We start from the raw sequence: 25,475 nt of genomic DNA, 5'->3' as shown, positions 1-25,475 counted from the left end.
TGTTATAAATATTTCGCTGCCAACTGCAAAATTTCTTCTTGGGAAGTTTTTGCCGTCTCCACAATGCCAGCAACCCGACCGTTACTCATCACGAGAATTCGGTCAGTTGTCCCTAATAACTCAGGCATCTCAGAGGAAATCATAATGATACCTTTGTCTTTTTTGGCAAGCTCTTGAATGAGCTGGTAAATTTCAAATTTAGCACCAATATCAATACCACGGGTCGGCTCATCAAGCATCAAAATCTCCGGTTGGGTAAGCAACCAGCGACCAATGATAACTTTTTGTTGATTACCGCCGGAAAGAGATCCAATTGTGGTTTTATGTGAAGGGGTTTTCACATTCATAGAATCAATGACCCATTGGGTATCGCTACGCATTTTTTTATTGCTAAGCAATTTCCAAGGCGTAAGGTAAGATTTCATATTTGAAATCAAAGAATTGAATTCAATACTTAGATTGGAATAAATCCCGGTGGTGCGGCGTTCTTCGGTGACGAGGGCAAAACCGTTATTAATCGCTTCAAGTGCGGTTCGATTTTTGACGGTTTTATCGTGTAGCTTGATTGTGCCGCTTTTGAGTTCACGTACCCCGAAAATGGCTTCGACAATATCGGTACGTTTTGCACCGACCAAACCTGCAATACCTAAAATTTCCCCTTTACGCAATTCAAAGGAAACATCTTGAATAGAAGGTTGGTTCAAGGCAGTTAAATGTTCGACTTTAAGTACAACTTCTTTTGGAACGTTCGTCTTTTCAGGGAAACGTTGGGTCAGTTCTCGTCCTACCATCATTGAAACAATTTGTTCCATACTAGAGGTTTTGACCGGTACGGTATTGATCCACTTTCCATCACGTAAAATAGTAATTTCATCACAAATTTTGAAAATTTCATCCATTTTGTGAGAAATATAAATAATGCCACATCCTCGATCTTTTAGTTTTTGAATAATTTTAAACAGATGCTCTACTTCTTTTTCAGAGAGTGAGGAGGTGGGTTCATCCATAATGACGATTTTAGCATCATAAGAGAAGGCTTTCGCAATTTCGATCATCTGCATTTGAGAAACGGAAAGTTTTGCGACCTTTTCTTTTGGATTGATATTAATATCCAATTCATCAAAAATCGCTTTAGTATCACGATACATTTTTGCGTGATCGACAAATGGGCCTTTTAGCGGATAACGCCCAAGCCAAAGGTTATCCATAACACTGGTCTGGCGTACCAAATTGAGTTCTTGGTGCACCATAGAAATACCATTTTCTAGGGCTTCTTTTGATGTTTTAAAATTGACGGGTTTACCTAAGAAAAGAATCTCACCTTCATCTTTAGCGTAAATGCCGAACAAACATTTTAATAATGTGGATTTCCCCGCTCCATTTTCTCCCATTAAGGCATGAACAGAATGGGAGCGGACAGTTAAGTTTGCGTTATCTAAGGCTTTTACACCCGGAAAGGATTTACTGACATTGGTCATCGTAAGCAGCACTTCGCCACTTTGACTTAAATCTTGAATTGTCATATCCAACCTCATTTGGAATAGGGGAAGTAGCATTACTCCCCCTAAAGGTTACATCATTGATATTAGTGTTATTTTAAGAATTCACCTAAATTATCTTTATCTATACCGACATAGGGGATACGAACAACGCGGTCTTTTAATTCCCATTTGGTGCCTTCATTAGCGGTTTTACCTTGAGCAAGGTTATTAGCTAATTGAACAACTGCTTTACCTTGATTTACGCCATCATTTAATACTGTACCGGCGAGTTCTCCTTTCTTAATAAGTTGTAATGCTTCAGGTAATGCATCCACACCGAAAATCGGTAATTTTTTACCATGAGCTTTAACTGCTTCCAACGCACCTAATGCCATGCCGTCGTTGTTTGAAATAATCACTTCAATATTATTGGCTTTAGAGCTGGATAACCAAGCATCCACTTTGTCTTTTGCCATTGCTGCATCCCACATACCCGTATCAATGAATAACTGTTCGGTTTGAATACCCTGTTTATTTAATTCCTCGATAACATATTTAGTACGGGCTTCAGCATCAGGATGACCCGGCTCACCTTTGAGTAATACAAATTGGATTTTACCGTCTTTGTTTAAATCAAATTCAGGAGTTGCTTTCCATTGTTTTGCAATTAAGTTACCTTGGATAATCCCTGATTCTTTTGGATCTGTACCGACATAATAAGCCTGTCCATAGCTACCGAGTGCTTTTGCGCCGGGATCTTTATTGAAGAATACTACTGGGATATTATCCGGTTTTGCTTTACCGATAATAGTTGGTGCAGCAGCTGGGTCCACTAAGTTGATTGCAAGCGCTTTCACACCTTTAGAAAGTAATACATCAACTTGGTCGTTTTGAATCGATTGAGCATTTTGAGAGTCATTCATTAATAGCTCAATGCCTTGTAATGTTTTCGCTTCTTTATCAATTTCTTTACGCATTAATGACATAAAGTTGTCATCATATTTATAAATGGTGACCCCAATACGGTTGTCAGCAGCATAACTTGCTGTAACCGAGCCTAAACCTACTGCTAAAGCGATTGCACTTAATACTGTTTTTTTCATAAAACACTCCTAATTGGAAGGTTGATGTGAACAAAGAAGACACTGTACGTTATTGTTACAATTGTCATAACTCTCCTGGAATGATACTTATCAAATCCCTGTAAGTCTGTGATCAAACTCACATAAATGAAAACGATTACAAAACAATGTTGAAATTTGTGACCTTGATCACATTTCAATTTGCTGCCTCTACAGAAAAACGGCGAACCAGTGTCGGGTTAAATTGAATAGCTGAGGGAGTTGCAATACTTTCATCAACTAAACTTAATGCTAAGTTGGCTGCATAAGTTGCCATTAAATCAATGGGATAACGAATTGTCGTGAGTTTAGGGATTAAATAACGTGCAATCGGCATATCATCAAAACCGATAATAGAAAATTGGCTCGGCACATTGATATTATTTTCATTTAGTACCGAAATTGCCCCAGCAGCCATAGAATCATTGTAGGCAACAACTGCGGTTAAATCTTTATTGTAACTGAGTAAATCAATCATTGCCTGTTCTCCCCCTTCAAAATCAGGGGAATTGTGTACGATCGCATGTTTGACGATGGGATAATTGTGCGTTTTTAGGGCTTCCAGATAGCCGGTTTGGCGCTCCACTTCATCAAAAATAGCATGATTGGAACCGATATAAGCAATATTTTTATGTCCGCATTGAATGAGCATTTCTGTCGCAATATAGGTACCTTTTTGATTATCCAAACTTACACAACGATTTTCATAACCTTTAATAACACGATTAATCACCACCATTCCTTTCACTTTATTAAGATAATCTTTAAGTTCTTCATCTGAAAGCGCTTTAGAATGGACAACCAAACAGGTACAACGTTTCCGTAATAACGTATTGATTGCCTCACGTTCTTTTTCGGCATGATGATAACCAATACCGATTAAAATCGTTTTATTATGGGATTCAGCTACTTTATCTACCGCTTTCACTAAAATAGCAAAAAAAGAATCTGTTACATCTGTTACTACTACACCGATCGTATCGGTATTTTGTACGGCAAGTGCCTGTGCATTAGCATTAGGCTGATAACTTAGCTGAGAGATCGCATTTTGTACGGAAAGACGGGTCTTTTTACTGACTGACGGATGATTGTTTAACACGCGAGATACTGTTGCAACGGAAACTTTAGCGAGCTTTGCAACATCATGAATTGTACTCATAATACGCCCTCTTTCATCTAACTTATAGTTATTTATCATACTGGTTTAGTATAAAATTGAAAACGTTTACTTTTCAATTTTGTAATATAGATCACAAAAAGCACCCTTAAAATTCTAATTTTGTGATGTGGATCACGGTTTATTATTCAGAAGTTAGGTATCTTATTTAATAAGGAAATGTAAGCGATTACAAATTGATAGGTAAAAAAGGAGTTATATATGAGTGATAGATTATTTGAACCAACGGAGCATCCTCACCGTCGTTATAATCCGTTAATTGATCAATGGGTCTTGGTTTCACCACATCGAGCCAAACGCCCATGGCAGGGGCAGCAAGAAAAAATCGTAGAAGAGCAGAAACCAAGCCATGATCCGAGTTGCTATCTTTGCCCTCGGAATAAACGTATTACGGGCGAGCTAAACCCTAATTATAATAAACCTTATGTGTTCAAAAATGATTTTTCGGCACTTCTGGAAGACACTCCGGCACCGGAAAAATCAAATGATCCGCTTTTTCAAAGCTCTCAAGCTTGCGGAGAGAGTAGAGTAATTTGCTTTTCTCCGGATCACAGTAAAACTTTACCATTATTGACCGCACTTGAAATTGAAGAAGTGATCAAAGTTTGGCAAATGCAGCTTAGAGAACTCGGGAAAAAGTATCAATGGGTGCAGATTTTTGAGAATAAAGGGGCGGCAATGGGCTGTTCTAACCCTCACCCCCACGGTCAAATCTGGGCAAACAGTTTCTTACCGAATGAAGTAGCTAGCGAAGATCAAAGCCAACGTAATTACCGGCAAAAATACGGTTCTGTGATGTTGCTGGATTATGCAAAGCGTGAACTTGAATTAAAAGAACGGATTGTTGTTGAAACCGAGCATTGGGTAGCGGTTGTTCCTTACTGGGCTGTGTGGCCTTTTGAAACTTTGTTACTTCCTAAAAACCACGTGAAGCGCTTAACAGAATTAACTGATGCTCAGTCGAAAGATTTAGCAATCATATTGAAAAAATTGACCACAAAATACGATAATTTATTTGGAACCTCTTTCCCCTATTCAATGGGATTCCATGCCGCACCTTTTAACGATGAAGAAAACGAACACTGGCAGCTCCATGCGCATTTTTATCCGCCGCTTTTACGATCTGCCACGGTGCGGAAATTTATGGTGGGGTATGAAATGCTGGCTGAAAGTCAGCGGGATTTAACGGCTGAGCAGGCAGCGGAAAGATTGAGAGCGTTAAGCGAAATCCACTACAAGGAGAGAGGATAACGTTCCTCTCTTTCTATGCGTGATTCCTCCCCCAGCCTCTCTTTGCGAAAGAGGGGAGTTAATGCTGGGTATAAATTCAAATATTAAGGATAGAAATATGACACCAATTGAAAAATCCCAACACATATTCACTCAAAAATTCAATACAGAACCTACACTCACAGTTTATGCACCCGGTCGTGTAAATATTATAGGGGAACATACGGATTATAATGAAGGCTTTGTCATGCCTTGTGCGATTAACTTTGGTACGGCAGTGAGCGGTAAAAAACGTGATGATCATATTTGGTATGTTTATGCGGCTGATTTGGATGAAACCGATAAATTTTCCCTTTCTGAGACAATTGAAAAAAGCCCGAATAAATGGGCAAATTATGTGCGTGGCGTGGTGAAATTTATTCAAGAACGTTATCCGCATTTTAAGCAGGGAGCGTATCTTGTCATTTCGGGTAACGTACCGCTTTCGTCTGGTTTAAGTTCATCAGCATCGCTGGAAGTCGCGGTAGGAAAATTTTGCCAACAATTGGGTGATTTAACTATCTCTCATGTTGATATTGCGCTTAATGGTCAAAAAGCCGAAAATCAATTTGTAGGCGCTAATTGTGGCAATATGGATCAGCTTATTTCTGCACTTGGACAAAAAGATCACCTTTTGATGATTGACTGCCGAAGCCTTGAAACAATACCGACCGCTGTACCGAATGATGTAGCGGTGATTATCGTGAATTCGAATGTACCGCATGATTTAGTCACGGGCGAATACAATATCCGCCGTCAGCAATGTGAAAAAGCAGCGGCATTTTTTGGTGTGAAAGCGTTGCGTGATGTATCCGTATCTCAATTTAAAGAAAAAGAAGCGGAATTGACCGCACTTGATCCGATCGTGGCAAAACGTGCCCGTCATGTTGTGACAGAAAATCAGCGGGTATTAGATGCCGTGGAGGCGTTAACCCACAACGATTTAACTCGATTAGGTGAGCTAATGGGGCAATCCCACGATTCAATGCGTGGCGATTTTGAAATTACCGTGCCACAAATTGATTATTTGGTAGAATTAGCACAATTGGTTATCGGCAAACAGGGCGGTGCAAGAATGACGGGAGGCGGTTTTGGTGGTTGTATCGTTGCCCTTGCACCACAAGATAAAGTCGAGGCTGTACGCAAAATTATTGCCGAAAATTATGAAAAAACTACCGGATTAAAAGAAACATTTTATGTTTGCACAGCATCGCAAGGTGCGCGTGTTATTTAAGGGAAAATCATGTTAGAAAAAACAGCATTCAATGCCCCTGATGGCAAACCTTATCAAATTGTCTTTTTGCAAAATGAAAAAGGAATGCTCATCAAGTTGATGGATTGGGGAGCAACGTGGTTATCTTGTCAAGTGCCGGTAAATGGCAGATTGAGAGAAGTATTATTAGGCTGCAAAGTAGAAGATTATCCGAGTCAGACTGCTTATTTAGGGGCGAGTGTAGGGCGTTATGCCAACCGCATTGCAAACGCACAATTCGAACTAAACGGAGAAATAATTCAATTGGAGGCCAATCAAGGTCAGCATCAGCTTCATGGGGGGGAAGGTTTTGATCAACGCCGTTGGATGATTGAAAAGTGCGGTGAAAATTTCGTCTGCTTTTCATTGAACTCTGCTGACGGAGAGCAGGGTTTTCCCGGAAATGTAAACATCACCGTGACTTACACACTGACAGAAGACAATGCTGTCAAAATTGAATATGAAGGACTGAGTGATAAAGATACTGCATTGAATCTCACCAATCACGCTTATTTTAATTTAGAAAATGCCGAACAAGGTTCAGATATACGAGAACATAGTTTGCGATTGAACGCAGATTTTTATTTGCCGGTAAATAATGAAGGCATTCCAAATTCTCCGCTTAAACATGTGGTAGGGACAAGTTTTGATTTTCGACTGATGAAACAGATTAAACAAGATTTCTTGCTGGGCGATCAGCGTTTGACTAAAGGTTACGATCATTCTTTCATCGTCAATAAGGCATGGCAAAAACCTTGTGTCTTGCTGGTTTCTCCGAATGAGGATCTAAGCCTTGAAGTGCGAACATCTCAAGCCGCATTACAAGTTTATACCGGCAATTATCTTGCCGGCACACCAACCCGAGAGGGGGGAGAATATGCCGATTTTTCCGGAATTGCATTGGAAACACAATGTTTACCGGATACGCCGAATCATCCGGAGTGGCAAAATTACGGCGGTCTCCAAAAAGCCAATGAGCGCTATTATCAGTGGACGGAGTTTAAGTTTTTATAGATTAAGTGCGGTAAAAAATAAGTATATTTTTTACCGCACTTTGCTTTTCTACGCTTTCACTTTGCGAACTCAGTCAAAATATGATACTTTTCTGAAGTGAATTTAGTCTAGTCTAAACAGAATAATATGAGTGACGAACAGCAAAATTTAATTCAATCTGAAAACACTAAAAAATCTTTTTTACAATCTTTATTCGGTCGTTTTTTTCAGGGAGAATTGAAAAATCGTGAAGAATTAGTGGAAGTGATCCGTGATTCCGAGCAAAACGATTTAATTGATCAAAACACCCGAGAAATGATCGAGGGGGTAATGGAGATCGCCGAGCTTCGGGTGCGTGATATTATGATTCCGCGCTCACAAATTACTTTTATAGAAAGTGAGCAGGATTTAAATTCTTGCTTAAATATTATTATTGAATCAGCCCACTCACGCTTTCCTGTCATTGCCGATTCGGATGATCGGGATAATATCGCAGGGATCCTACATGCAAAAGATTTACTGAAATTCTTGCGTGAAGATGCAGAAGAATTTGATATGCCAAAACTTTTACGTCCGGCAGTGATTGTACCGGAAAGTAAACGTGTGGATAGAATGTTAAAAGATTTCCGTTCGGAACGTTTCCATATGGCAATTGTGGTGGATGAATTTGGTGCTGTGTCCGGTTTAGTAACAATTGAAGATATTCTAGAACAAATTGTGGGCGATATTGAAGATGAATTTGATGAAGAAGAAATTGCAGATATTCGCCAACTTTCCCGTCATACTTATGCAGTACGTGCGCTGACGGACATTGATGATTTCAATGAACAGTTCAATACGAATTTTGATGATGAAGAAGTGGATACCATTGGCGGTTTAGTCATGCAGGCTTTCGGTTATTTGCCGAAACGCGGTGAGGAAATTACCTTAGAAAACCTGCAATTTAAAGTCACCTCTGCCGATAGCCGCCGTCTGATTCAGTTACGTGTTACCGTGCCGGACGAACGTTTGCCGGAAGTGAAAAATATAGAAAACGAATAGTCTTTTCCAATTAAACTTTTCCCTCATTTTTCTTGAGGGAAATCTTTTTGTCATATTGAAAATGAGATGAAAAATTTATTTATTTATTTTATTGCTTTTTTTTCCGGTTTACTCGGTGTTTTTGCTTTTTCTCCTTTCGACTACTGGGGCTTGGCCTATGTTTCATTGCTAGGCTTAATTTATGTTGCTAAAACTCAGAAAAAATCTACCGCACTTTTGGGCACGTTTTTATGGTCAATGGGATTTTTCTGTTTTGGTGTCAGTTGGTTGAATGTCAGCATTCATCAATTCGGCGGCGCTTCTCTTGGCGTAAGCTATTTACTTGTCGGTTTACTTTCTGCTTATCTTGCCCTTTATCCTATGTTATTTGCCTATCTCGTCCATCGTTTTCAGGTAAAAAGCGCGGTTATTTTTGCAGTAATTTGGACATTTACGGAATTTCTCCGTGGTTGGGTATTTACCGGTTTCCCTTGGTTACAATTCGGCTATACACAAATTGACAGTCCATTCTCCGGAATAGCCCCGATCTTTGGGGTGAGCGGATTAACCTTCTTCACCCTATGGGCAAGTGCGGTCATTTTTAATAGTATTTTTGCTTTATTTAAAGAAAAAAATATCAAATTATTACTGGCGAATGTTCTACTTTTTACCATTGTCAGTGGCTTAGCGAGTTATGCACAAAAAATCATTTTTGTGAAATCTGCGGAAGATAAAACCCTGACGGTTACGCTTCTACAAGGTAATATTGAGCAAAATCTAAAATGGGATCCTGCTTATCTCTATTCAACGTTAGAAATTTACCAAAAATTAATCGCAGAAAATTTAGGGAAAAGCGATTTGATCATTTTGCCTGAATCGGCGTTGCCTACTTTAGAAAATTCGATCGTTCCTTTTTTTGAAACCCTTGATCGTGTCGCACAGGAAAAGAATATGGAAATCATAATCGGGACAGTGTATCAGGACGAACAATCGGGCAAATTGCTGAATTCTATTGTGACCGCAGGTAATCCTGATTTTCCTTATAAATTGGATACTTCAAATCGTTACAATAAACATCACCTTGTCCCATTTGGCGAATATGTCCCGTTGGAAAATATATTACGCCCGTTAAACTCCGTGTTTAATTTGCCGATGTCGGCTTTCCAAAACGGGGAGGCAGTGCAGCCTTCTTTTATGGCAAAAAAACGTGCTTTTTCACCTGCAATTTGTTATGAAATTATCTTTGGCGAACAAGTACGAGAAAACTTGAAAAAGGATACCGATTATTTGCTGACCATTTCCAATGACGCTTGGTTTGGCGATTCCATCGGGCCTTGGCAGCATTTACAGATGGCGAGAATGCGGGCATTGGAATTAGGTAAGCCTTTAATTCGTGCGACTAATACCGGGATTTCGGTATTTATTAGTGCAACGGGTAAAATTTTGGCGCAAGCACCTCAGTTTGTTGAAACAACGTTGACCTATAACATTGCACCGACTGAAGGCAAAACACCTTATTCTGTATTGGGTAATTTGCCGCTTTATGGACTATCACTCTTGTTTTTATTATTACATGGGGCAATGGCGTATGTTCGTCGCCGTATGAACCTTTCACAAAAACGATAGTCAAAGCGACCGCACTTTATTGATGAAGTTAATTCATCACGAGATTAAATTATTGGTGGTTTGAAAAATCGCCTCACTAAAATGAGATTTGAATGGAGCAAAATCTAATCGAAGTCAAAAACCTCACCTTTAAACGGGGTGAACGTGTGATTTACGATAACTTAAATTTAAAGGTCCGAAAGGGAAAAATTACGGCAATTATGGGACCATCCGGTATCGGAAAAACGACGCTGCTAAAATTAATTGGCGGACAGTTGCATCCGGAACGGGGGGAAATTTGGTTTGATGATAAAGATATTTGTCGTCTTTCGAATCGTGAGCTTTATGAAGTACGCAAACGTATGGGAATGTTATTTCAATCCGGTGCGCTTTTTACCGATATTTCTACTTTCGATAATGTGGCGTTCCCGATCCGTGAGCATACCCGTTTACCGGAAAGTTTAATTCGCCAAATTGTATTAATGAAATTGGAAGCAGTCGGTTTACGCGGTGCAGCACAATTAATGCCCTCCGAGCTTTCCGGCGGTATGGCACGCCGGGCTGCGCTTGCAAGAGCCATTGCGTTAGATCCCGATTTAATTATGTTTGATGAGCCTTTCACAGGACAAGATCCCATCAGTATGGGCGTGATTGTGAGTTTAATTAAACGTTTAAATGAAGCCTTGAGTTTAACTTCAATTGTGGTTTCACATGATGTGCAAGAAGTATTAAGTATCGCTGATTATGCTTATATTATTGCCGAGAAAAGGGTGATTGCAGAAGGGACGGCAGAACAATTGCTGGCAAGCCAAGATCCACAAGTGTTGCAATTTTTAAAAGGCGAAGCGGATGGACCGGTGAAATTCCATTATCCGGCGGAAAGTTATATTGGGGAGTTATTTCAATGATTACGATGATTTCTTCCCTTGGACGACGCGTCATTCATTTTTTCCGTGCATTAGGGCGTGCCGGTTTCATGTTGTTTGGCGCATTGGTGGGGAAACCACAAATTCGCCAACATTTTCCGTTATTGATTAAACAACTACACGTTTTAGGTGTGCAATCGTTGTTAATCGTGATGCTATCCGGCTTATTTATCGGTATGGTCCTGGGGTTACAGGGCTATGTGGTATTAGTGGATTTTTCTGCTGAAACCAGTCTTGGTCAGCTTGTGGCATTATCGCTTTTGCGAGAATTGGGGCCGGTAGTGACCGCACTTTTATTTGCCGGACGGGCTGGCTCGGCATTAACCGCAGAAATTGGCTTAATGAAAGCAACCGAGCAGCTTTCTAGCCTTGAAATGATGGCGGTTGATCCACTTCGCCGTGTGATTGCACCACGTTTTTGGGCGGGAGTCATGACGATGCCGATTCTTTCCATTATTTTTATTGCAATAGGAATATGGGGCGGCTCACTGGTTGGTGTGGATTGGAAAGGCGTTGATTCCGGTAGTTTTTGGTCAGTCATGCAAACTTCAGTCAGTTGGAGCTATGATATTCTCAATGGATTCATTAAGAGCGTATTCTTCGCTATTGCGGTGGTGTGGATTGCATTATTTAATGGTTATGATTGCATACCAACTTCAGAAGGCATCAGTCAAGCCACGACTCGAACCGTAGTTCTTGCGTCATTAGTGGTTCTTGGGTTAGATTTTATCTTAACTGCCATCATGTTTGGGGCAGGCTAAAAGGGTGTTTTATGCGACAAACAATTAAATATGAATTTTGGGTAGGATTATTTTTATTACTCGGTATTGGGGCCTTGGTGTTCTTAGGTTTACGTGTAGCAAATGTGCAGGGTTTCGGTGAGAATAAATCTTATACCGTTACTGCAACTTTTGATAATATTGGCGGACTAAAAGTCCGTGCGCCGTTAAAAGTTGGCGGTGTGGTAATAGGACGGGTCAGCAGTATTGGCTTGGATGAGAAAACTTATTTACCAAAAGTAAATATCGCGATTAACGAAGAATATAATGAAATTCCGGAAAATAGTTCGTTATCGATCAAAACATCGGGATTATTGGGAGAGCAATATATCGCATTAACAATGGGGTTTGATGACGGCGAAACCGCAATGTTAAAAAACGGTAGCCAAATTCAAGATACAAAATCAGCTATGGTATTGGAAGATCTCATTGGTCAATTCCTCTATGGCGATAAAAAATCTGACGGAAATGCGGAAAACGCGGAACCGACAGTAAAATAATAACAATATTTAGTTAGGAGATTTATGATGAAAATCATTCAGTTGAAGAAATGGTTTGCAGTTTTAGCTTTTGCAATGACCGCACTTTTTATGGCTCGCACGGCAATGGCGGAAACCAGCCCTTATGTTTTAATGCAACAAGCCTCTGATAAATTATTTTCAGACATTAAAAACAGCCAAGCCAAAATTAAACAAAACCCAAATTATTTGCGTACTATTGTACGTAACGATTTATTACCTTATGTGCAAGTGAATTATGCCGGTTCTTTAGTGTTGGGATCGTATTTTAAATCCACTACACCGGAACAACGTGAGAAATTCTTCAAAGCATTTAGCGATTTTATTGAGCAAGCCTATGCGCAGGTTTTAACGGCATATAGCAACCAAAATATTCAAATTGAACCGGCTAAAGATATTGCAGGTAAAAATTTAGTGAGTATTCGCGTTAATATTATTCAAAATGGTGGTGCTGCGCCGATTAAACTGGATTTTAAATGGCGTAAAAACAGTAAGACTGGTGAATGGCAAGCCTATGATATGGTCGCTGAAGGCGTGAGTATGGTGGTGACCAAACAAGACGAATGGAGCGGTATCTTACGTCAGCAAGGTATTGAAGCATTAACGGCTCAAATTCAAAAATCGGCCGCTCAACCTGTAACATTAAGCAAATAATCTTATGACAAGATTAAATTGGGATTTGATTCGAAATAATGATAAGATAGCGCTCCGATTTTCTGGGGAGCTATCTCGTAACACGTTGTTAGCCTTATGGCAACAACGTGCTTCTTTTTTGTCTGAGGCTAAATTAAATCAATCAATCATTGAATGGGATTTAACGGAGATCACAAAAATTGATTCCGCAGGTTTTGCACTACTTTGCGATTTTCTGTATGACAGCAAACAATTGCCTAACAAAACGGTGCGTTTAGTTAATCCTCCTCAACAATTATTAACGCTTGCGGATTTAGTCAATCTATCTGATTGGATCGCAGCTTTTATTGACCATCATTAAAATGGGAATCCGAATGGAACTGCAAGAAATTGAACGAATTTTAAAAGAATCTTTAAATGTTGATGAAGTATATGCTCAGGGTGAAAATGCCCATTTTGGTGTGATTGTCGTGAGTGATGAAATTGCAGCCTTGTCAAAGGTCAAACAACAACAAACTATTTATGCACCATTAATGAGTTATTTCACAACAGGTGAAATTCATGCTTTAACCATCAAGACCTACACTACTGAAAAGTGGAAAATGGATCGTCTTTTACATCAATCCAGTTAAATTAGGATTTCTATTATGGAAAAATTTCGTGTTTATGGCGGACAATCCCGTTTAAGTGGTACCGTCACTATTTCCGGTGCTAAAAATGCGGCACTTCCGATTCTTTTTGCCTCAATTTTAGCAACAGAACCGGTAAAATTAACGAATGTACCTGAGCTCAAAGATATTGAAACCACGCTTAAAATTTTACGTAAACTTGGAGTAAAGGCAGAACGTAATGAAAGTGGGGGCGTATTACTTGACGCATCAAAAATTGATCATTTTATTGCACCTTATGATTTAGTGAAAACGATGCGGGCTTCGATTTGGGCATTAGCGCCGTTGGTTGCACGTTTCCAGCAAGGTCAGGTTTCCCTACCGGGAGGTTGTTCGATTGGTGCACGTCCTGTTGATTTACATATTGGCGGTCTTGAAAAAATGGGTGCGGATATTGTGCTTGAAGAAGGTTATGTAAAAGCACAGGTGATGGATCGTTTAATCGGTACGCGTATTGTTATGGAAAAAGTCAGCGTGGGTGCGACTTTATCTATCATGATGGCAGCGACACTTGCAAAAGGTAAAACGGTAATTGAAAATGCTGCTCGTGAACCGGAAATTGTCGATACCGCCGATTTCCTCAATAAAATGGGGGCAAAAATTAGTGGTGCAGGTTCGGATCATATTACGATTGAAGGTGTGGATCGCTTAACCGGTTGTGAACATAGTATCGTACCGGATCGTATTGAAACCGGGACATTCTTAGTGGCGGGGGTAATTTCAGGCGGACGTGTCGTTTGTAAAAATACAAAAGCAGATACCTTAGATGCAGTGATTGATAAATTACGTGAGGCTGGCGCTCAAGTTGATGTCACGGAAGATAGAATTACATTAGATATGTTCGGTAACCGCCCAAAAGCGGTGAATATTCGTACGGCTCCTCACCCAGGTTTTCCAACGGATATGCAAGCGCAGTTCACCCTATTAAATATGGTGGCACAGGGTACGAGTATTATCACTGAGACGATTTTTGAAAATCGTTTTATGCATATCCCGGAATTGGTTCGTATGGGGGGTAAGGCTGAAATTGAAGGTAATACGGCGGTATGTCAGGGTGTTGCTCAACTTTCTGGAGCCGAAGTGATGGCGACGGATTTACGTGCGTCAATTAGTTTGGTTTTAGCAGGCTGTATTGCAACAGGTGAAACTATCGTTGATCGTATTTACCATATTGATCGTGGCTATGAACATATTGAAGAAAAACTTCGTTGTTTAGGGGCTCGAATTGAACGTTTTTCAGAACAAAGCGAAGAGCTGTAATGATTTTTCCTGGCAAGTAGCAGGAAAAGAGCGGTCAATTTGACCGCTCTTTTTACTTCTGAATATAAGATTTCAATGTTTGTTCCACCTCATAAATCCAATCTAATTCATATTGAGTGAAACCAGCTTGAATACGGGCATCGGTATTAATTGCACCTTTAAAAATCACAATACGATATTTATGTAATAATTCAGTGAAACATTTCATCGCATCTAATCCACGTTTCGCAGAAAGCGCGTGATACCAATGATTACCGATATAAACATGACCGATTTCATCCCGCAAAATAATATCTAAAATATCAACGGCGGCGAAATCTTTGCGCTGGGCTATTTTTTCTTGTAATACAGGGGTTGCATCTAATCCACGGGCTTCTAATACTCTTGGAACGAGCGCCATTCTCTCCCAAATATCGTGAGCGGTGGCTTGTGCCATTTCCCATAAACCGGCATGGGCTTCAAAGTCTCCGTATTGATAACCCAATGTTTTCAAATGTTCATTGATCAAACTAAAATGCGTGCTTTCTTCACGTGCGACGCGCAACCAATCTTTCACAAAAGCCAGTCCTTCATCCAATTCTTCTTGGGCATTTCGCCCGAATCGCCATGCGGCATCTAAGCCCAAATTAATCGCATTAAATTCAATATGTGCAATGGCGTGCAAGGTGGCAGCATAGCCTTCTTTTGTGGCAAAAGAACGTTTGGGAACATCTTTGGGTGCGACTAAAATAGGTTTTGCCGGGAATCCAGCAATATTTTGTTTAACGCTGATTTGTGGAAAATCATCGATTTCCGTGAGTGAGATCATCGGTAAAATCTCATCATAGAGTTGATTAACAAGTGTACATTTAATGCCGGGATTGGTTTCTTGCAAGGCTTCAGTGACCTTATGCCAAAATTCTCTTTTCATTACTGCCTCAAATTCGGTTATTTTTGATAACGGATTAAGCCTTCTTGTTGTGTAGTTGCAATTAATTTTCCCTCTTGTGAAAAAATTTGCCCTCGTGAGAGTCCACGTCCAGCAAAAGCGTTATTACTTTCGATTGCATGGAGATGCCAATTATTCAAGTCAAATGGGCGATGAAACCAAATACTATGATCAATTGTCGCTACTTTCATTCCTTGTTGTAAAAAACCTTTTTCATGAGGATGAAGTGCGGTCAAAAGACAGTGAAAATCGGAAAAATAGGCAAGTAAACATTGCTGTATGGCAAGATCAAGCGGTGCCTTACCCTGTGTTCTAAACCATGAATATTGTTCCGCCGGTAATTTCACTCCATTGAACGGATTATTGAGGTATTTTGTCCGTATCTCAAAAGGACGTTCAGCCATAAATTTCTCTTTTAATGATTCAGGCAGGGCTGATGCCATTTTTTGTATCATTGCGTTTTCGTCAATGAACTTTTCAGGTTGTTCCACATCAGGCATTACACTTTGATGCTCAAACCCGTCTTCACATACTTGAAAGGAGGTAGTGATATGACAAATCGGTTCATTATGTTGAATGGCTTTCACCCGCAGGGCAGAAAAATTTCGTCCTTCACGCAAGGTTTCTACATCATAAATGATCGGATATTGGCTCTCTCCCGGTGCAAGAAAATAAGCATGGCATGAATGTAAAAGCCGATCTTTCGGTGCAACTTGCATCGCAGCAGACAATGCCTGCGCCACCACTTGCCCGCCAAATACTTGGCGAAGCCCTAAATCTTGGCTTTCCCCACGAAAAATTAAATCGTCAATTTGTTCAAGTTTAAGCAGATGAATTAGATGATTAAGCGCTTCTGACATTTTGCCTTCCTCATTGAATAAAAGTGCGGTTATTTTAACGAAGATTTTTTGGAATGCCAAAAAAGCGCGAATGGAAGTGTGAAAAGGGGATAATGCTATTTTAATGAATGTCTCAGAAATCCATATATTTATCTCCAAAACCAACCGCACTTTTTCAATTTTCTTTTCAATCTGTATAATAGTGTGCTTTTCTAATTAGAGAGGAGATAATTTGAAATCAATGATAGTAAAGCCCGATACATTGCCACAGTTCATTCGCAAACAAATTGCCGATAGTGATGCTTTTGGATTGATGGAAGGATTTTGTCGGCTTTTGCGTGAAAGCCCTGAGGCACAGATTGTTCCTCATTTACGTTTGATTAAACGTATTTTAAAGCAGGATCATGAGCTTGCTTGTTCCGTGGCGGAACTGTTGTGTAGTTGGTTATGTAGTTTACGTTTATATCCGATTTTTATTAGCAACGGAATTTTACCGCGTGAAGGGTTTGGGCGTGAGATGAAAAATCGCCTTTATGAACGTTTTAGCCCTTCTTTTAAAGATGTGAATGATTTACGTGATGTTTTCTATTTGCTATTTAATGATAAAGATGATGCACGTTGGATTGATGCTGTTCCGTTGAGAGAATGGCGGGCGTTATTTGGTATATTGACACGTAAAACGACGGAAAAAGATCGTGAGCGATTACGTGTGCATTTTCAAAATGAAGGGCTATTTGCTATTGAGATGCTCTCTATTTGGATCGCGGCCGAAGATATGGAACCGGAATTAATGCGTATGGAACCGTCACTATTAAATGCCGATTCACCTTTTGTGGCATTGCATCGAGAAGTGGTTGATTGGTTGTTGGCTCGTCGTCGAAATGAAACTTTTGATGATAGCCATTTACAAGTGATGTTTGAACAATGTCAGCAATTAATTGAACGTTTGCAAAAACGAGGCGCTGTAGTTGGTTCATCTCTTCATGTTGCTTATTTGTTGGAACGGCTTTCACAAACGCTTGAACGTTTAGAAAAATTGATGGCCATTTTTGTATCAAATCGTTATTTACCACGTCGCATTTTATTGTTAACGGCTTGTTTTGCCCGTGCCGCGGCAGAACAGCATAGTATTTCCCGTTTATGGAAACAAAGTTCAAAGCTGATTGCTCGGAGTATTACTCAAAATGCCGGTGATCATGGCGAACACTATATTACACGGGATAAAAAAGAATATTTTGCTATGTTTTATTCTGCGGCCGGTGGTGGAATATTGATCGCATTGATGGCGTTATTTAAAACCTATTTGGGCAGTATTATTGATGATAAAGTCTGGAAAGGCATTGCAGAAGGGCTTAATTATGGTTTAGGGTTTACTTTGATTTTTATGTTGCATTTCACCGTTGCAACGAAACAGCCGGCGATGACAGCTGCCCGTTTTGCTGAAGCTGTTGGGAAGAATCCGCAAGGTAAAAGTTTAAACGTAAAATTAGCACAGTTATTGGTAGATGTGTTTCGTTCCCAAAGTATTGCCGTATTTGGTAATGTGATCGTTGCGATGAGTTTGGCGATGATCATTGCTTTTGGTTACCACTATCAAACGGGAGAAGCACTGATGAATCAGGAACAGATTGAATATCACCTACATAGTATTGATCCTTTTGCCGGTACATTATGGTTTGCCGCAATCGCTGGGGTATGGTTATTTTGTTCAGGTATTATCTCGGGATATTTTGATAATCGTAGCAATTATTTGAATATACGAATGCGTTTACGCCAGCAGCCATTATTAAAGAAATTAATGCCTTTAAAACAGCGAGAGAAACTAGCGAATTATATGCATGAAAATTATGGTTCTATTGTCGGAAATCTTTGCTTTGGTCTATTGCTCGGTTTAACTGGTGTGGTGGGGTATTTAACCGGTTTACTGTTAGACATTCGCCATGTGGCATTTTCTTCCGCTAATGTGGGCTATATTGCGGTGAGCGGGTATTTCGATTTTGCACTCTTATTACAATGTATCCTTTTTGTCTTGCTAATTGGTTTAGTGAACTTGGTCGTGAGTTTTTCTTTAACCCTTTGGATTGCACTACGTTCTTTAAATGCAGAAGTAACCAGTTGGTGGGCGATTTGGCGTGAAGTTTTAGAAATTATCAAACAACGCCCGTTGAGTTTATTTTTACCTGTTCAACTGGAAAAATAAAAAAAGTGCGGTTAAAAACGAAAGAAATTTTAACCGCACTTTTGTTCTTGTGATATTTATCACATTTCAGCTGTTTCTTTTATTGTACACTCTCATCAGTATTTATTTCTTGTGATAAGAAAGGAGCGTGTATGAAAAAAGAAATTGATACGAAAACCCTTATTATTGGTACACTTTCATTAGTGTTTGCCATTATCTTTTTTGGCGGATTTGCCAAAGATTTGTGGGGCGGTATTTTTGATTTTAGTAAATTAACCGGTCAATTTCCTGAATGGCTTAAAACATCAGGCGGTACCAGCGCAAAAGGCGGTTTCTTATTTGCTTTGACATTGGTTCCTAGTGTGATGTTGGCGTTGGGATTTGTGGCGATTTTTGAACATTATGGTGCATTACTCGCCGCTTCTAAATGGCTAAGTCCCGTGCTTAAGCCGTTAATGGGAATTCCGGGGAATTGCTCTATTTCGCTTATTGCCAGTACACAAAGTACAGATGCCGGAAGTTCTACCGCTAAGTTCTTATATGACGAAGGTCAAATCACCCATCATGAATTGTTAATTTTCTCTGCCTTTCAATTTAGTGCCGGCGCATTTCTGACAAACTTTCTCGCTTCCTTTGCACCTCTTCTATTAATCACCGATAAAGCCGGTGCGGTTGCACCTGTATCTATTGCGATGGCATTAGGTGTGATTTTCTTATTTAAAGTTTTTGGGGCGAATTTAATGCGTCTTTATGTGAAAAAGTTTGTGAAAGAAAATGAGGTGGCGGTATGAGTAAACAAACGAATACAGAATCAAAGTTAATTACCGATATTTTTGTTGAAGGGGCAAGAAAAGGCTGGAATATCGCGATACATAGTACGATTCCTAACGTATTAATGGCTTTTGTGATTATTTATATCTTAAATGCCTCCGGTTTGTTGAAATTATTAGGGGAATATGTCGGATTTGTGATGACTCCATTGGGTTTACCGGGGGAATCCATTGCGGTTTTCCTTGCCGCATTTCTAAGTTGGGGTGGTGCCGCAGGTGTCTTGGTAGCTTTAGTTCAGGAAGGTACGTTGAACGCACAACATATTGCGATTCTTATTCCGGGAATGGCGTTAGTCGGTTCTACGGTTCAATATATGGGACGTGTTTTAGGGGTATTGGGTGTACCCGGAAAGCATTATTTGGTGCTTTTTGGCATTTGCATTATTAACGCTTATTTAGCGATGTTATTAATGCGGGTATTAATTTAGCAATGGAGGAATACATGATGAATAATGAACAACTAGAGATATTTTTAGATGAACTTAAAGAACTCACCGATATTGAAAGTCCAACGACCGCTATCGATGGCATTAATCAGGTAGCGGAATGGTTCATCAAAAAAGCAGAAACACTGGGATTACAACATAAACGAATTTCTATGACTTCCGATAAAGTTGCGCCAGGCTTATTTATCAGTAATCATTTGGACGCGGAGAAATTCGATATTCTCTTTGTTGCACATATGGATACGGTATTTCCGTTAGGAACCGGAAAAAATGTGCCTTTTACAAGGAAAGAAGAACGCATTAACGCATTAGGCGTGATTGATGATAAATCCGGTGCATTATTGTCTTTCTATATCGCTCAGGAATTGGATTTATCGAAATACACAATCGGGATCTACTTAAATTCTCACGAAGAAAACGGTTCACTTTATGCAAAAGAAAGTATTCGTGAATATGCGCGCAAAGCACGTTATTGTTTTGTCATGGAACCCGCACGTGAAGACGGTTCAATGGTCTCTACCCGAAAAGGAATGGTCACTTACCAAATTGAATTTCACGGTGTGGCGGCTCATGCTGGAAATTGCCCTGAGCGGGGGCGTTCCGCATTGGTTGAAGCGGCACATTTCATTACTGAATTTTATAAATTGAATGATTTTGATGTCGGACATACGTTTAATTGCGTAATGACTCATGGAGGAAGCGGACACAATGTAATTGCGGATTATGCGGCGTTAATGATCGAAATGCGTTATAAAAAATCTTCGTCTATCGAATTTTTTGAACAGCATTTGCAACGGGTGCTTGAAAATCCACTAGTGGAAGGGATTACTTCAACAAAAACGTTAATTAATAAAGAATCTCCAATGATTGATGAAAAATATCTTCCTTTAATTAAAAAAGTATTTGATGAAGTGGGAGAAAAATTGGCTATACCTATAAAATGGGTTGATGCAGGCGGATTAAGTGATGGCAATATTGCGGCTTCGGCTGGGTGTCCGACGATTGATGGTTTGGGACCAACCGGTGGTAATATGCATGCGAAAACGGAATATTTGGAGATAAATTCAGTTATTCCTAAATGTAATCTTGTCGTCGGCGTGATTAATGCATTGATGTCTCATCCGGCTTGAATTTCAACGCAAGAAATCTCATAGAAAATAGAGGCAACAACTGATGCCTCTATTTTTGTATATATGCTCAGAGTAATTGTATTTAATATAATAAGTAATGAAAATATCACTAAGAAAAAAGGTTCTTATTCCTTAAGCTTTAATTTTCCCTGTTTTACGGTATCATATTGCTCATTCATTTTGATTATTTTATGAATGGTACTCATGAAGCCCACATTTCTTGAATTTCGACATCTTAAAACGCTGCTCGCCTTAAAAGAAACGGGCAGTGTTTCGTTAGCGGCGAAACGGGTTTATCTCACTCAATCCGCTCTTTCCCATCAAATAAAACTCATTGAAGATCAATTTGGTTTGCCCTTGTTTGAACGCAAGAGTCATCCGTTGCGTTTTACCGCAGCTGGGGAGCGTTTGATTCGTCTTGCCAATGAAGTAATGCCAAAAGTGATTGATGCGGAGCGTGATTTAATTCGTGTTAAACATGGTGAGGCAGGGCAGCTGCGAATTGCGGTGGAATGTCATACTTGCTTCGATTGGTTAATGCCTGCAATGGATGCGTTTCGCCAGAATTGGGGCTTGGTGGAACTGGATATTGTGTCCGGTTTTCATACGGATCCGATAGGATTATTGCTTTCTCATCGAGCAGATTGTGTCATTGTTTCGGAAATCGAAGACAATGATGAGGTGATTTTTAAACCGCTCTTTTCTTATGAAATGATGGGGATTTGTTCGAAAGATCATGTTTTGGCAGAAAAAGCGGTTTGGGAGGCGGAGGATTTTGCCGATGAAACATGGGTAACTTATCCCGTACCGGATGATATGTTAGATCTATTGCGTAAAGTGTTAAAACCGAAAGGAATTAATCCGATACGTCGTACCACAGAACTGACGATCGCAATGATTCAACTAGTCGCAAGTCGCCGTGGTATTGCCACTGTTCCTTATTGGGCGGCATTGCCATACCTTGAAAAAGGTTATGTAGTCGCACGAAAAGTTACGCAAGAAGGTTTGTATAGCAATTTATATGCAGCCATTCGAAAAGAAGATGAAAGTCTTGCTTATATGGAAGATTTTTATCAAACCGTTAAATCTCAAAGTTTTTCCACTTTACCGGGATTGTCCGTTTTAGAATTAGCGAGGGAGTAAATGGATTTTTCTAAAGCACATCCTATCCGTGCCGCAGCGAAAGCAGCATTACCTTATAGTGCACCGATGATTGCCGGATTTTTATTTCTTGGCGTAGCCTATGGCATTTATATGAAAGCACTGGGTTTTGGTGTTTGGTACCCTACATTGATGGCGTTATTAATTTATGCCGGATCGGTTGAATTTATCGCTGCCAGTGCGTTAGTGCTGCCTTTTTCTCCGATAAGTGTATTGTTAGTGACGCTAATGGTAAGCGGCAGACAAATTTTCTATGGCATTTCTATGTTAGAAAAATACGGCGTTCATCTCGGCAAAAAACGTTGGTATTTAATTAGTTCCTTGGTGGACGAATCTTTCTCATTGAATTATATGTCAAAAACCCCACCGCACTTAGATAAAGGCTGGTATATGTTTTTTGTGAGTCTATATCTACATATTTATTGGGTGTTGGGCGCAGCGATGGGAAATTTATTTGGAGAGGTGTTACCCGTTGATTTAAAGGGCGTTGAGTTTGCTATGACCGCACTTTTCTTGGTGATTTTTGCTGAGAATTGGATGAAAGAAAAATCTCATGAAAGTTCTTTGTTTGGTTTAGGGATTGCTTTGGTTTCTTTGCTCATCGTAGGAAAACAGCATTTTTTAATCCCAACCTTAATCGGCATATGGGTAATCCTAACACTACGCCGTCCTAAAATAGAAAGTAAATTGGAGGCGTTAAAATGACTTTAACGGAACAGATTATAACGATAGGTGTTTGTGTGCTTGCCGTGCAATTTACCCGTCTTTTGCCTTTCTGGATTTTTCCGGCAAACCGTCTAGTCCCTGAATATATCCGCTATTTGGGAAAAGTGTTACCTGCTGCGATGTTCGGAATGCTTGTCATATATTGTTATAAAAATATTGATATATTGAGCGGCTATCACGGTATCCCCGATTTTCTTGCCGGAGCATTGGTTTTGGCGCTACATTTTTGGAAAAAGAATATGTTTCTGTCCATTGCCGTAGGCACGATTTTTTATATGATTTTAGTTCAAACTGTCTTTGTTTAATCTTTTGAGGGCGTAAAATAAAAATTCTTTATTGTGCAATCGGTTGCCTTTATTTCGTCTCTTTTCCTCTTTCCCTAAATCTTTTATTATGCTGCCCACATTTATTTTGACGAAGAACGGAGAGATATAATGGAATTAAACTTAATAGAATCGTTAGGCTACATAGCAACGTTTTTTGTAGCGGCTTCATTTTTGTTTAAATCAATTGTTTACTTGCGAATTGTAAATAGTATTGGCGCTGTTTTGTTCGTGATTTACGGTATGATTATTGGTGCCTATCCTGTTGCGGTACTGAACGCTTTTCTTGTTTTCGTAAACCTCTATCAACTTTACCGTTTGAAGAAAGAACAACCTCTTTCAAAAACGTTGAAATAATTACTCATAAATCACTGAGGTGATTTATTCGCTCCTTCGGAGCCGTTGACAAAGCCAATATTCAAAATCCTTCGGATTTTGTGACCGCACTTTCCATCATTTTCAGTATGATAGCGCTGTTGAACAAAGCTGATTTTTGGCTTTATTGGCAGGGAAACGGCGTGTGTCCTTGCTTTTCGTTTATCTCACCACATTTGATAAAGTGCGATAACAAATGGCATAGTGAATACGCAAAGGAAAGTCGTGACACCATAGATTGCACTGGCTTTTTGAGCATTATTGCCGAAAATCAAGGCCATTTGCGTAACAGTGGCGGCAGAAGGACTAGTGGTGGCTAGAAAGCTGATCATCGCAATAGTTTCGCCATTTTCTACCCAACCGGCAAAGCCACAAAGTTTGATAATCACCAGGAGAAAAATAGGGATCAATACTAAGCGAAGTGCGGTGACCAAATAAATGCGTTTTGATGAAAAAATTGTTCGCAGTGGGATCGAAGCGATCAACATTCCGGCAATTAACATCGCATTTGGACCGATGAAAACGCCAATGGAAGAAAGTGTACCGTTAATAAAAGCCGGTAATTTTATTTGAAAGACGAATAGCACAACACCAATAAAAATTGACCACATATTGATATTTTTCACCATCACTTTCAGGCTTAAATTGCCTTTCCCAACAATAATCAGGCGGCAATGTGTCCAAAACAAAAAAGTTTGTACCACAATAAAACAGCTGGCATAAATAACCCATTCTTTCCCAAAAAGCGACATTACAATAGGAATGATCAAGTTGCCTGAATTTGAATAAATAGCGGTGGCGTGTTCAATGGGATCGAGCTTTAGCAGGCGTTTTAGCCCGCTTCCTGTAGCAATGAGAATAATGTGTAAAAATACCGCCATACCAAGAGAAAGCATTAATCCTTGGAGAATTTTAGGGGTATAGTCTATTTGGAAGGCTTCGATCATCACTGCCGGGCTAATAATGTAAAGCCCGATAATGGAGAGAGCTTTGCTGTCTTCTGATTTTAAAAGTTTGGTTTTTACCAGCCCATATCCCATTAGTACAATAAGGGTGAGTTCAATAATTTTGCTGCCGAGTAAAAATGCAATATCCATAGATTTTTTAACGCAAAGAAAAATATTAATTTATTAAACTATAGATGATGAGAAAGGGCAAAATAATTTGTTCTAAATACAACCACCGCAACTGCCACAACGCCAATCTTCTTTATTTACAGCTTGATAAAAAGCCCGTATTGTATTTTCTTCCAATGGAATGTTGTGTTCAATAAACACATCGGAAAGCCATTCAATATTTTCGACAATCCATTCATCTTTCCCTAATCCTTCTCGATAAAGTTCATCTTCAGGGTCCATAAAATTATAAATATTTTCTGTACCCATATCTTGATCACGGCGTTCGCGAGGTAAAGTAATGGGTAGATCAAGATAAGAAATGTCCCAATGTCCTAAACAGAGGGTATTGCCTTGCATAGACCAACGGGCTTTAAATGGATTATCACTCATGTTGAAATTTTATAAGAAAAGTTGAATGTGAGTGTAGTATAAAGTTGAAGAGGCATAAAACCCATACTAAAAAGCGGGTATTGGCTTGATCGAGATCAAGAGTGGATGAAAAAGTGCGATTAAGAAATACAATATTATGTAGCAGTTACATAAAGTTGTTTTTTTGTTCTCTTGTAGGGACACACTGCGTGTGTCCGGATTTTAACATATTGAAATGATTTGATTTTATAGCGGACACACGCGGTGTGTCCCTACATGTTGTTGAAATTTCTATGTTTGTGCATTGCTACATAATACCGAAGAAATACCGTTATTTTTCACCGCACTT

Annotated in this window: 27 protein-coding genes; 20 read left to right on the top strand and 7 right to left on the bottom strand. The window is 39.6% G+C overall.

Annotated elements, in window-relative coordinates; translation table 11 throughout:
* Window positions 1-2 precede the first annotated feature (2 nt).
* From mglA to BKK47_RS02090, 3 genes are all read right to left on the bottom strand, one after another.
* Entirely contained in the window at window positions 3-1,523 is a 1,521-nt protein-coding gene (gene mglA, locus BKK47_RS02100; protein WP_077493271.1) for a galactose/methyl galactoside ABC transporter ATP-binding protein MglA, read from the bottom strand.
* 68 nt (window positions 1,524-1,591) lie between these two features.
* Window positions 1,592-2,584 carry a galactose/glucose ABC transporter substrate-binding protein MglB gene (gene mglB / locus BKK47_RS02095; protein ID WP_077493270.1) on the bottom strand — a complete coding sequence of 331 codons (993 nt, stop codon included), beginning with the start codon at window positions 2,582-2,584 and terminating at the stop codon, window positions 1,592-1,594.
* Window positions 2,585-2,759: 175 nt separating this feature from the next.
* The gene (locus tag BKK47_RS02090; protein WP_077493269.1) at window positions 2,760-3,761 is read right to left on the bottom strand and encodes a substrate-binding domain-containing protein; all 1,002 of its coding nucleotides are present in this window, start codon (window positions 3,759-3,761) and stop codon (window positions 2,760-2,762) included.
* 219 nt (window positions 3,762-3,980) lie between these two features.
* On the opposite strand from BKK47_RS02090, the gene galT reads away from it, so the two are divergent.
* The 12 genes from galT to murA all read left to right on the top strand — a co-directional run bounded on the left by galT (window position 3,981) and on the right by murA (window position 14,702).
* Window positions 3,981-5,030, top strand: coding sequence for a galactose-1-phosphate uridylyltransferase (galT, locus tag BKK47_RS02085; protein WP_077493268.1), 1,050 nt, complete (start codon window positions 3,981-3,983; stop codon window positions 5,028-5,030).
* Between the two features lie 97 nt (window positions 5,031-5,127).
* Window positions 5,128-6,282, top strand: a complete 1,155-nt coding sequence (gene galK / locus BKK47_RS02080) for a galactokinase (RefSeq protein WP_077493267.1) — start codon at window positions 5,128-5,130, stop codon at window positions 6,280-6,282.
* 9 nt (window positions 6,283-6,291) lie between these two features.
* Window positions 6,292-7,314, top strand: a complete 1,023-nt coding sequence (galM, locus tag BKK47_RS02075) for a galactose-1-epimerase (protein WP_077493266.1) — start codon at window positions 6,292-6,294, stop codon at window positions 7,312-7,314.
* Window positions 7,315-7,440: 126 nt separating this feature from the next.
* A complete protein-coding gene (corC, locus tag BKK47_RS02070) occupies window positions 7,441-8,334 on the top strand; it encodes a CNNM family magnesium/cobalt transport protein CorC (RefSeq protein WP_077493265.1) in 894 nt (297 codons plus the stop codon).
* A 66-nt stretch (window positions 8,335-8,400) separates the two neighbouring features.
* On the top strand, window positions 8,401-9,939 hold the full coding sequence (lnt, locus tag BKK47_RS02065; protein WP_077493264.1) for an apolipoprotein N-acyltransferase: 1,539 nt from the start codon (window positions 8,401-8,403) through the stop codon (window positions 9,937-9,939).
* Window positions 9,940-10,031: 92 nt separating this feature from the next.
* Window positions 10,032-10,826 (top strand): phospholipid ABC transporter ATP-binding protein MlaF, encoded by a 795-nt coding sequence (gene mlaF, locus BKK47_RS02060; protein ID WP_077493263.1) that lies wholly within the window; start codon window positions 10,032-10,034, stop codon window positions 10,824-10,826.
* The gene (gene mlaE / locus BKK47_RS02055; RefSeq protein WP_077493262.1) at window positions 10,823-11,605 is read left to right on the top strand and encodes a lipid asymmetry maintenance ABC transporter permease subunit MlaE; all 783 of its coding nucleotides are present in this window, start codon (window positions 10,823-10,825) and stop codon (window positions 11,603-11,605) included. The genes mlaF and mlaE overlap by 4 nt, the downstream gene beginning before the upstream one ends.
* 11 nt (window positions 11,606-11,616) lie before the next feature.
* A complete protein-coding gene (gene mlaD / locus BKK47_RS02050; protein ID WP_077493261.1) occupies window positions 11,617-12,123 on the top strand; it encodes an outer membrane lipid asymmetry maintenance protein MlaD in 507 nt (168 codons plus the stop codon).
* Between the two features lie 24 nt (window positions 12,124-12,147).
* Window positions 12,148-12,795 (top strand): phospholipid-binding protein MlaC, encoded by a 648-nt coding sequence (mlaC, locus tag BKK47_RS02045; protein WP_077493260.1) that lies wholly within the window; start codon window positions 12,148-12,150, stop codon window positions 12,793-12,795.
* A gap of 4 nt (window positions 12,796-12,799) precedes the next feature.
* A complete protein-coding gene (locus BKK47_RS02040) occupies window positions 12,800-13,135 on the top strand; it encodes an STAS domain-containing protein (RefSeq protein ID WP_077493259.1) in 336 nt (111 codons plus the stop codon).
* Window positions 13,136-13,148: 13 nt separating this feature from the next.
* On the top strand, window positions 13,149-13,406 hold the full coding sequence (locus tag BKK47_RS02035) for a BolA family protein (protein ID WP_077493258.1): 258 nt from the start codon (window positions 13,149-13,151) through the stop codon (window positions 13,404-13,406).
* A gap of 15 nt (window positions 13,407-13,421) precedes the next feature.
* Complete coding sequence (gene murA, locus BKK47_RS02030; RefSeq protein WP_077493257.1) at window positions 13,422-14,702, top strand: UDP-N-acetylglucosamine 1-carboxyvinyltransferase; 1,281 nt, start codon at window positions 13,422-13,424, stop codon at window positions 14,700-14,702.
* Between the two features lie 52 nt (window positions 14,703-14,754).
* Here murA and BKK47_RS02025 read toward each other — a convergent pair whose 3' ends face one another.
* Window positions 14,755-15,612, bottom strand: a complete 858-nt coding sequence (locus BKK47_RS02025; RefSeq protein WP_077493256.1) for a ferritin-like domain-containing protein — start codon at window positions 15,610-15,612, stop codon at window positions 14,755-14,757.
* Window positions 15,613-15,629: 17 nt separating this feature from the next.
* Window positions 15,630-16,490, bottom strand: coding sequence for an acyl-CoA thioesterase II (gene tesB, locus BKK47_RS02020; protein WP_077493255.1), 861 nt, complete (start codon window positions 16,488-16,490; stop codon window positions 15,630-15,632).
* Between the two features lie 220 nt (window positions 16,491-16,710).
* On the opposite strand from tesB, the gene BKK47_RS02015 reads away from it, so the two are divergent.
* From BKK47_RS02015 to BKK47_RS01980, 8 genes are all read left to right on the top strand, one after another.
* Window positions 16,711-18,669: a site-specific recombinase gene (locus BKK47_RS02015; RefSeq protein WP_167366165.1), complete on the top strand. Its 1,959-nt coding sequence runs from the start codon at window positions 16,711-16,713 to the stop codon at window positions 18,667-18,669.
* Between the two features lie 131 nt (window positions 18,670-18,800).
* Window positions 18,801-19,439, top strand: a complete 639-nt coding sequence (locus BKK47_RS02010) for a nucleoside recognition domain-containing protein (protein ID WP_077493254.1) — start codon at window positions 18,801-18,803, stop codon at window positions 19,437-19,439.
* Window positions 19,436-19,906 carry a YjiG family protein gene (locus tag BKK47_RS02005; protein ID WP_077493253.1) on the top strand — a complete coding sequence of 157 codons (471 nt, stop codon included), beginning with the start codon at window positions 19,436-19,438 and terminating at the stop codon, window positions 19,904-19,906. Before BKK47_RS02010 ends, BKK47_RS02005 begins: the two co-directional genes overlap by 4 nt.
* 17 nt (window positions 19,907-19,923) lie before the next feature.
* Complete coding sequence (locus tag BKK47_RS02000) at window positions 19,924-21,054, top strand: M20/M25/M40 family metallo-hydrolase (RefSeq protein ID WP_077493252.1); 1,131 nt, start codon at window positions 19,924-19,926, stop codon at window positions 21,052-21,054.
* A 204-nt stretch (window positions 21,055-21,258) separates the two neighbouring features.
* On the top strand, window positions 21,259-22,197 hold the full coding sequence (locus BKK47_RS01995) for a LysR family transcriptional regulator (protein WP_077493251.1): 939 nt from the start codon (window positions 21,259-21,261) through the stop codon (window positions 22,195-22,197).
* Window positions 22,198-22,920 carry an azaleucine resistance protein AzlC gene (gene azlC, locus BKK47_RS01990; RefSeq protein ID WP_077493250.1) on the top strand — a complete coding sequence of 241 codons (723 nt, stop codon included), beginning with the start codon at window positions 22,198-22,200 and terminating at the stop codon, window positions 22,918-22,920.
* A complete protein-coding gene (locus BKK47_RS01985) occupies window positions 22,917-23,246 on the top strand; it encodes a branched-chain amino acid transporter permease (RefSeq protein WP_077493249.1) in 330 nt (109 codons plus the stop codon). The genes azlC and BKK47_RS01985 overlap by 4 nt, the downstream gene beginning before the upstream one ends.
* A gap of 129 nt (window positions 23,247-23,375) precedes the next feature.
* Window positions 23,376-23,621 carry a YgjV family protein gene (locus BKK47_RS01980; protein ID WP_077493248.1) on the top strand — a complete coding sequence of 82 codons (246 nt, stop codon included), beginning with the start codon at window positions 23,376-23,378 and terminating at the stop codon, window positions 23,619-23,621.
* Between the two features lie 185 nt (window positions 23,622-23,806).
* On the opposite strand, the gene BKK47_RS01975 is transcribed toward BKK47_RS01980, so the two are convergent.
* Together BKK47_RS01975 and BKK47_RS01970 are read right to left on the bottom strand one after the other, a co-directional pair.
* Window positions 23,807-24,736 carry an AEC family transporter gene (locus BKK47_RS01975; protein WP_077493247.1) on the bottom strand — a complete coding sequence of 310 codons (930 nt, stop codon included), beginning with the start codon at window positions 24,734-24,736 and terminating at the stop codon, window positions 23,807-23,809.
* A gap of 72 nt (window positions 24,737-24,808) precedes the next feature.
* Window positions 24,809-25,147 carry a hypothetical protein gene (locus BKK47_RS01970; protein ID WP_077493246.1) on the bottom strand — a complete coding sequence of 113 codons (339 nt, stop codon included), beginning with the start codon at window positions 25,145-25,147 and terminating at the stop codon, window positions 24,809-24,811.
* Between the last annotated feature and the right edge of the window lie 328 nt (window positions 25,148-25,475).

It is taken from the genome of Rodentibacter mrazii, from assembly GCF_001998825.1.
Taxonomy (GTDB): domain Bacteria; phylum Pseudomonadota; class Gammaproteobacteria; order Enterobacterales; family Pasteurellaceae; genus Rodentibacter; species Rodentibacter mrazii.
This window is presented reverse-complemented; position numbering and strand designations above follow the sequence as displayed.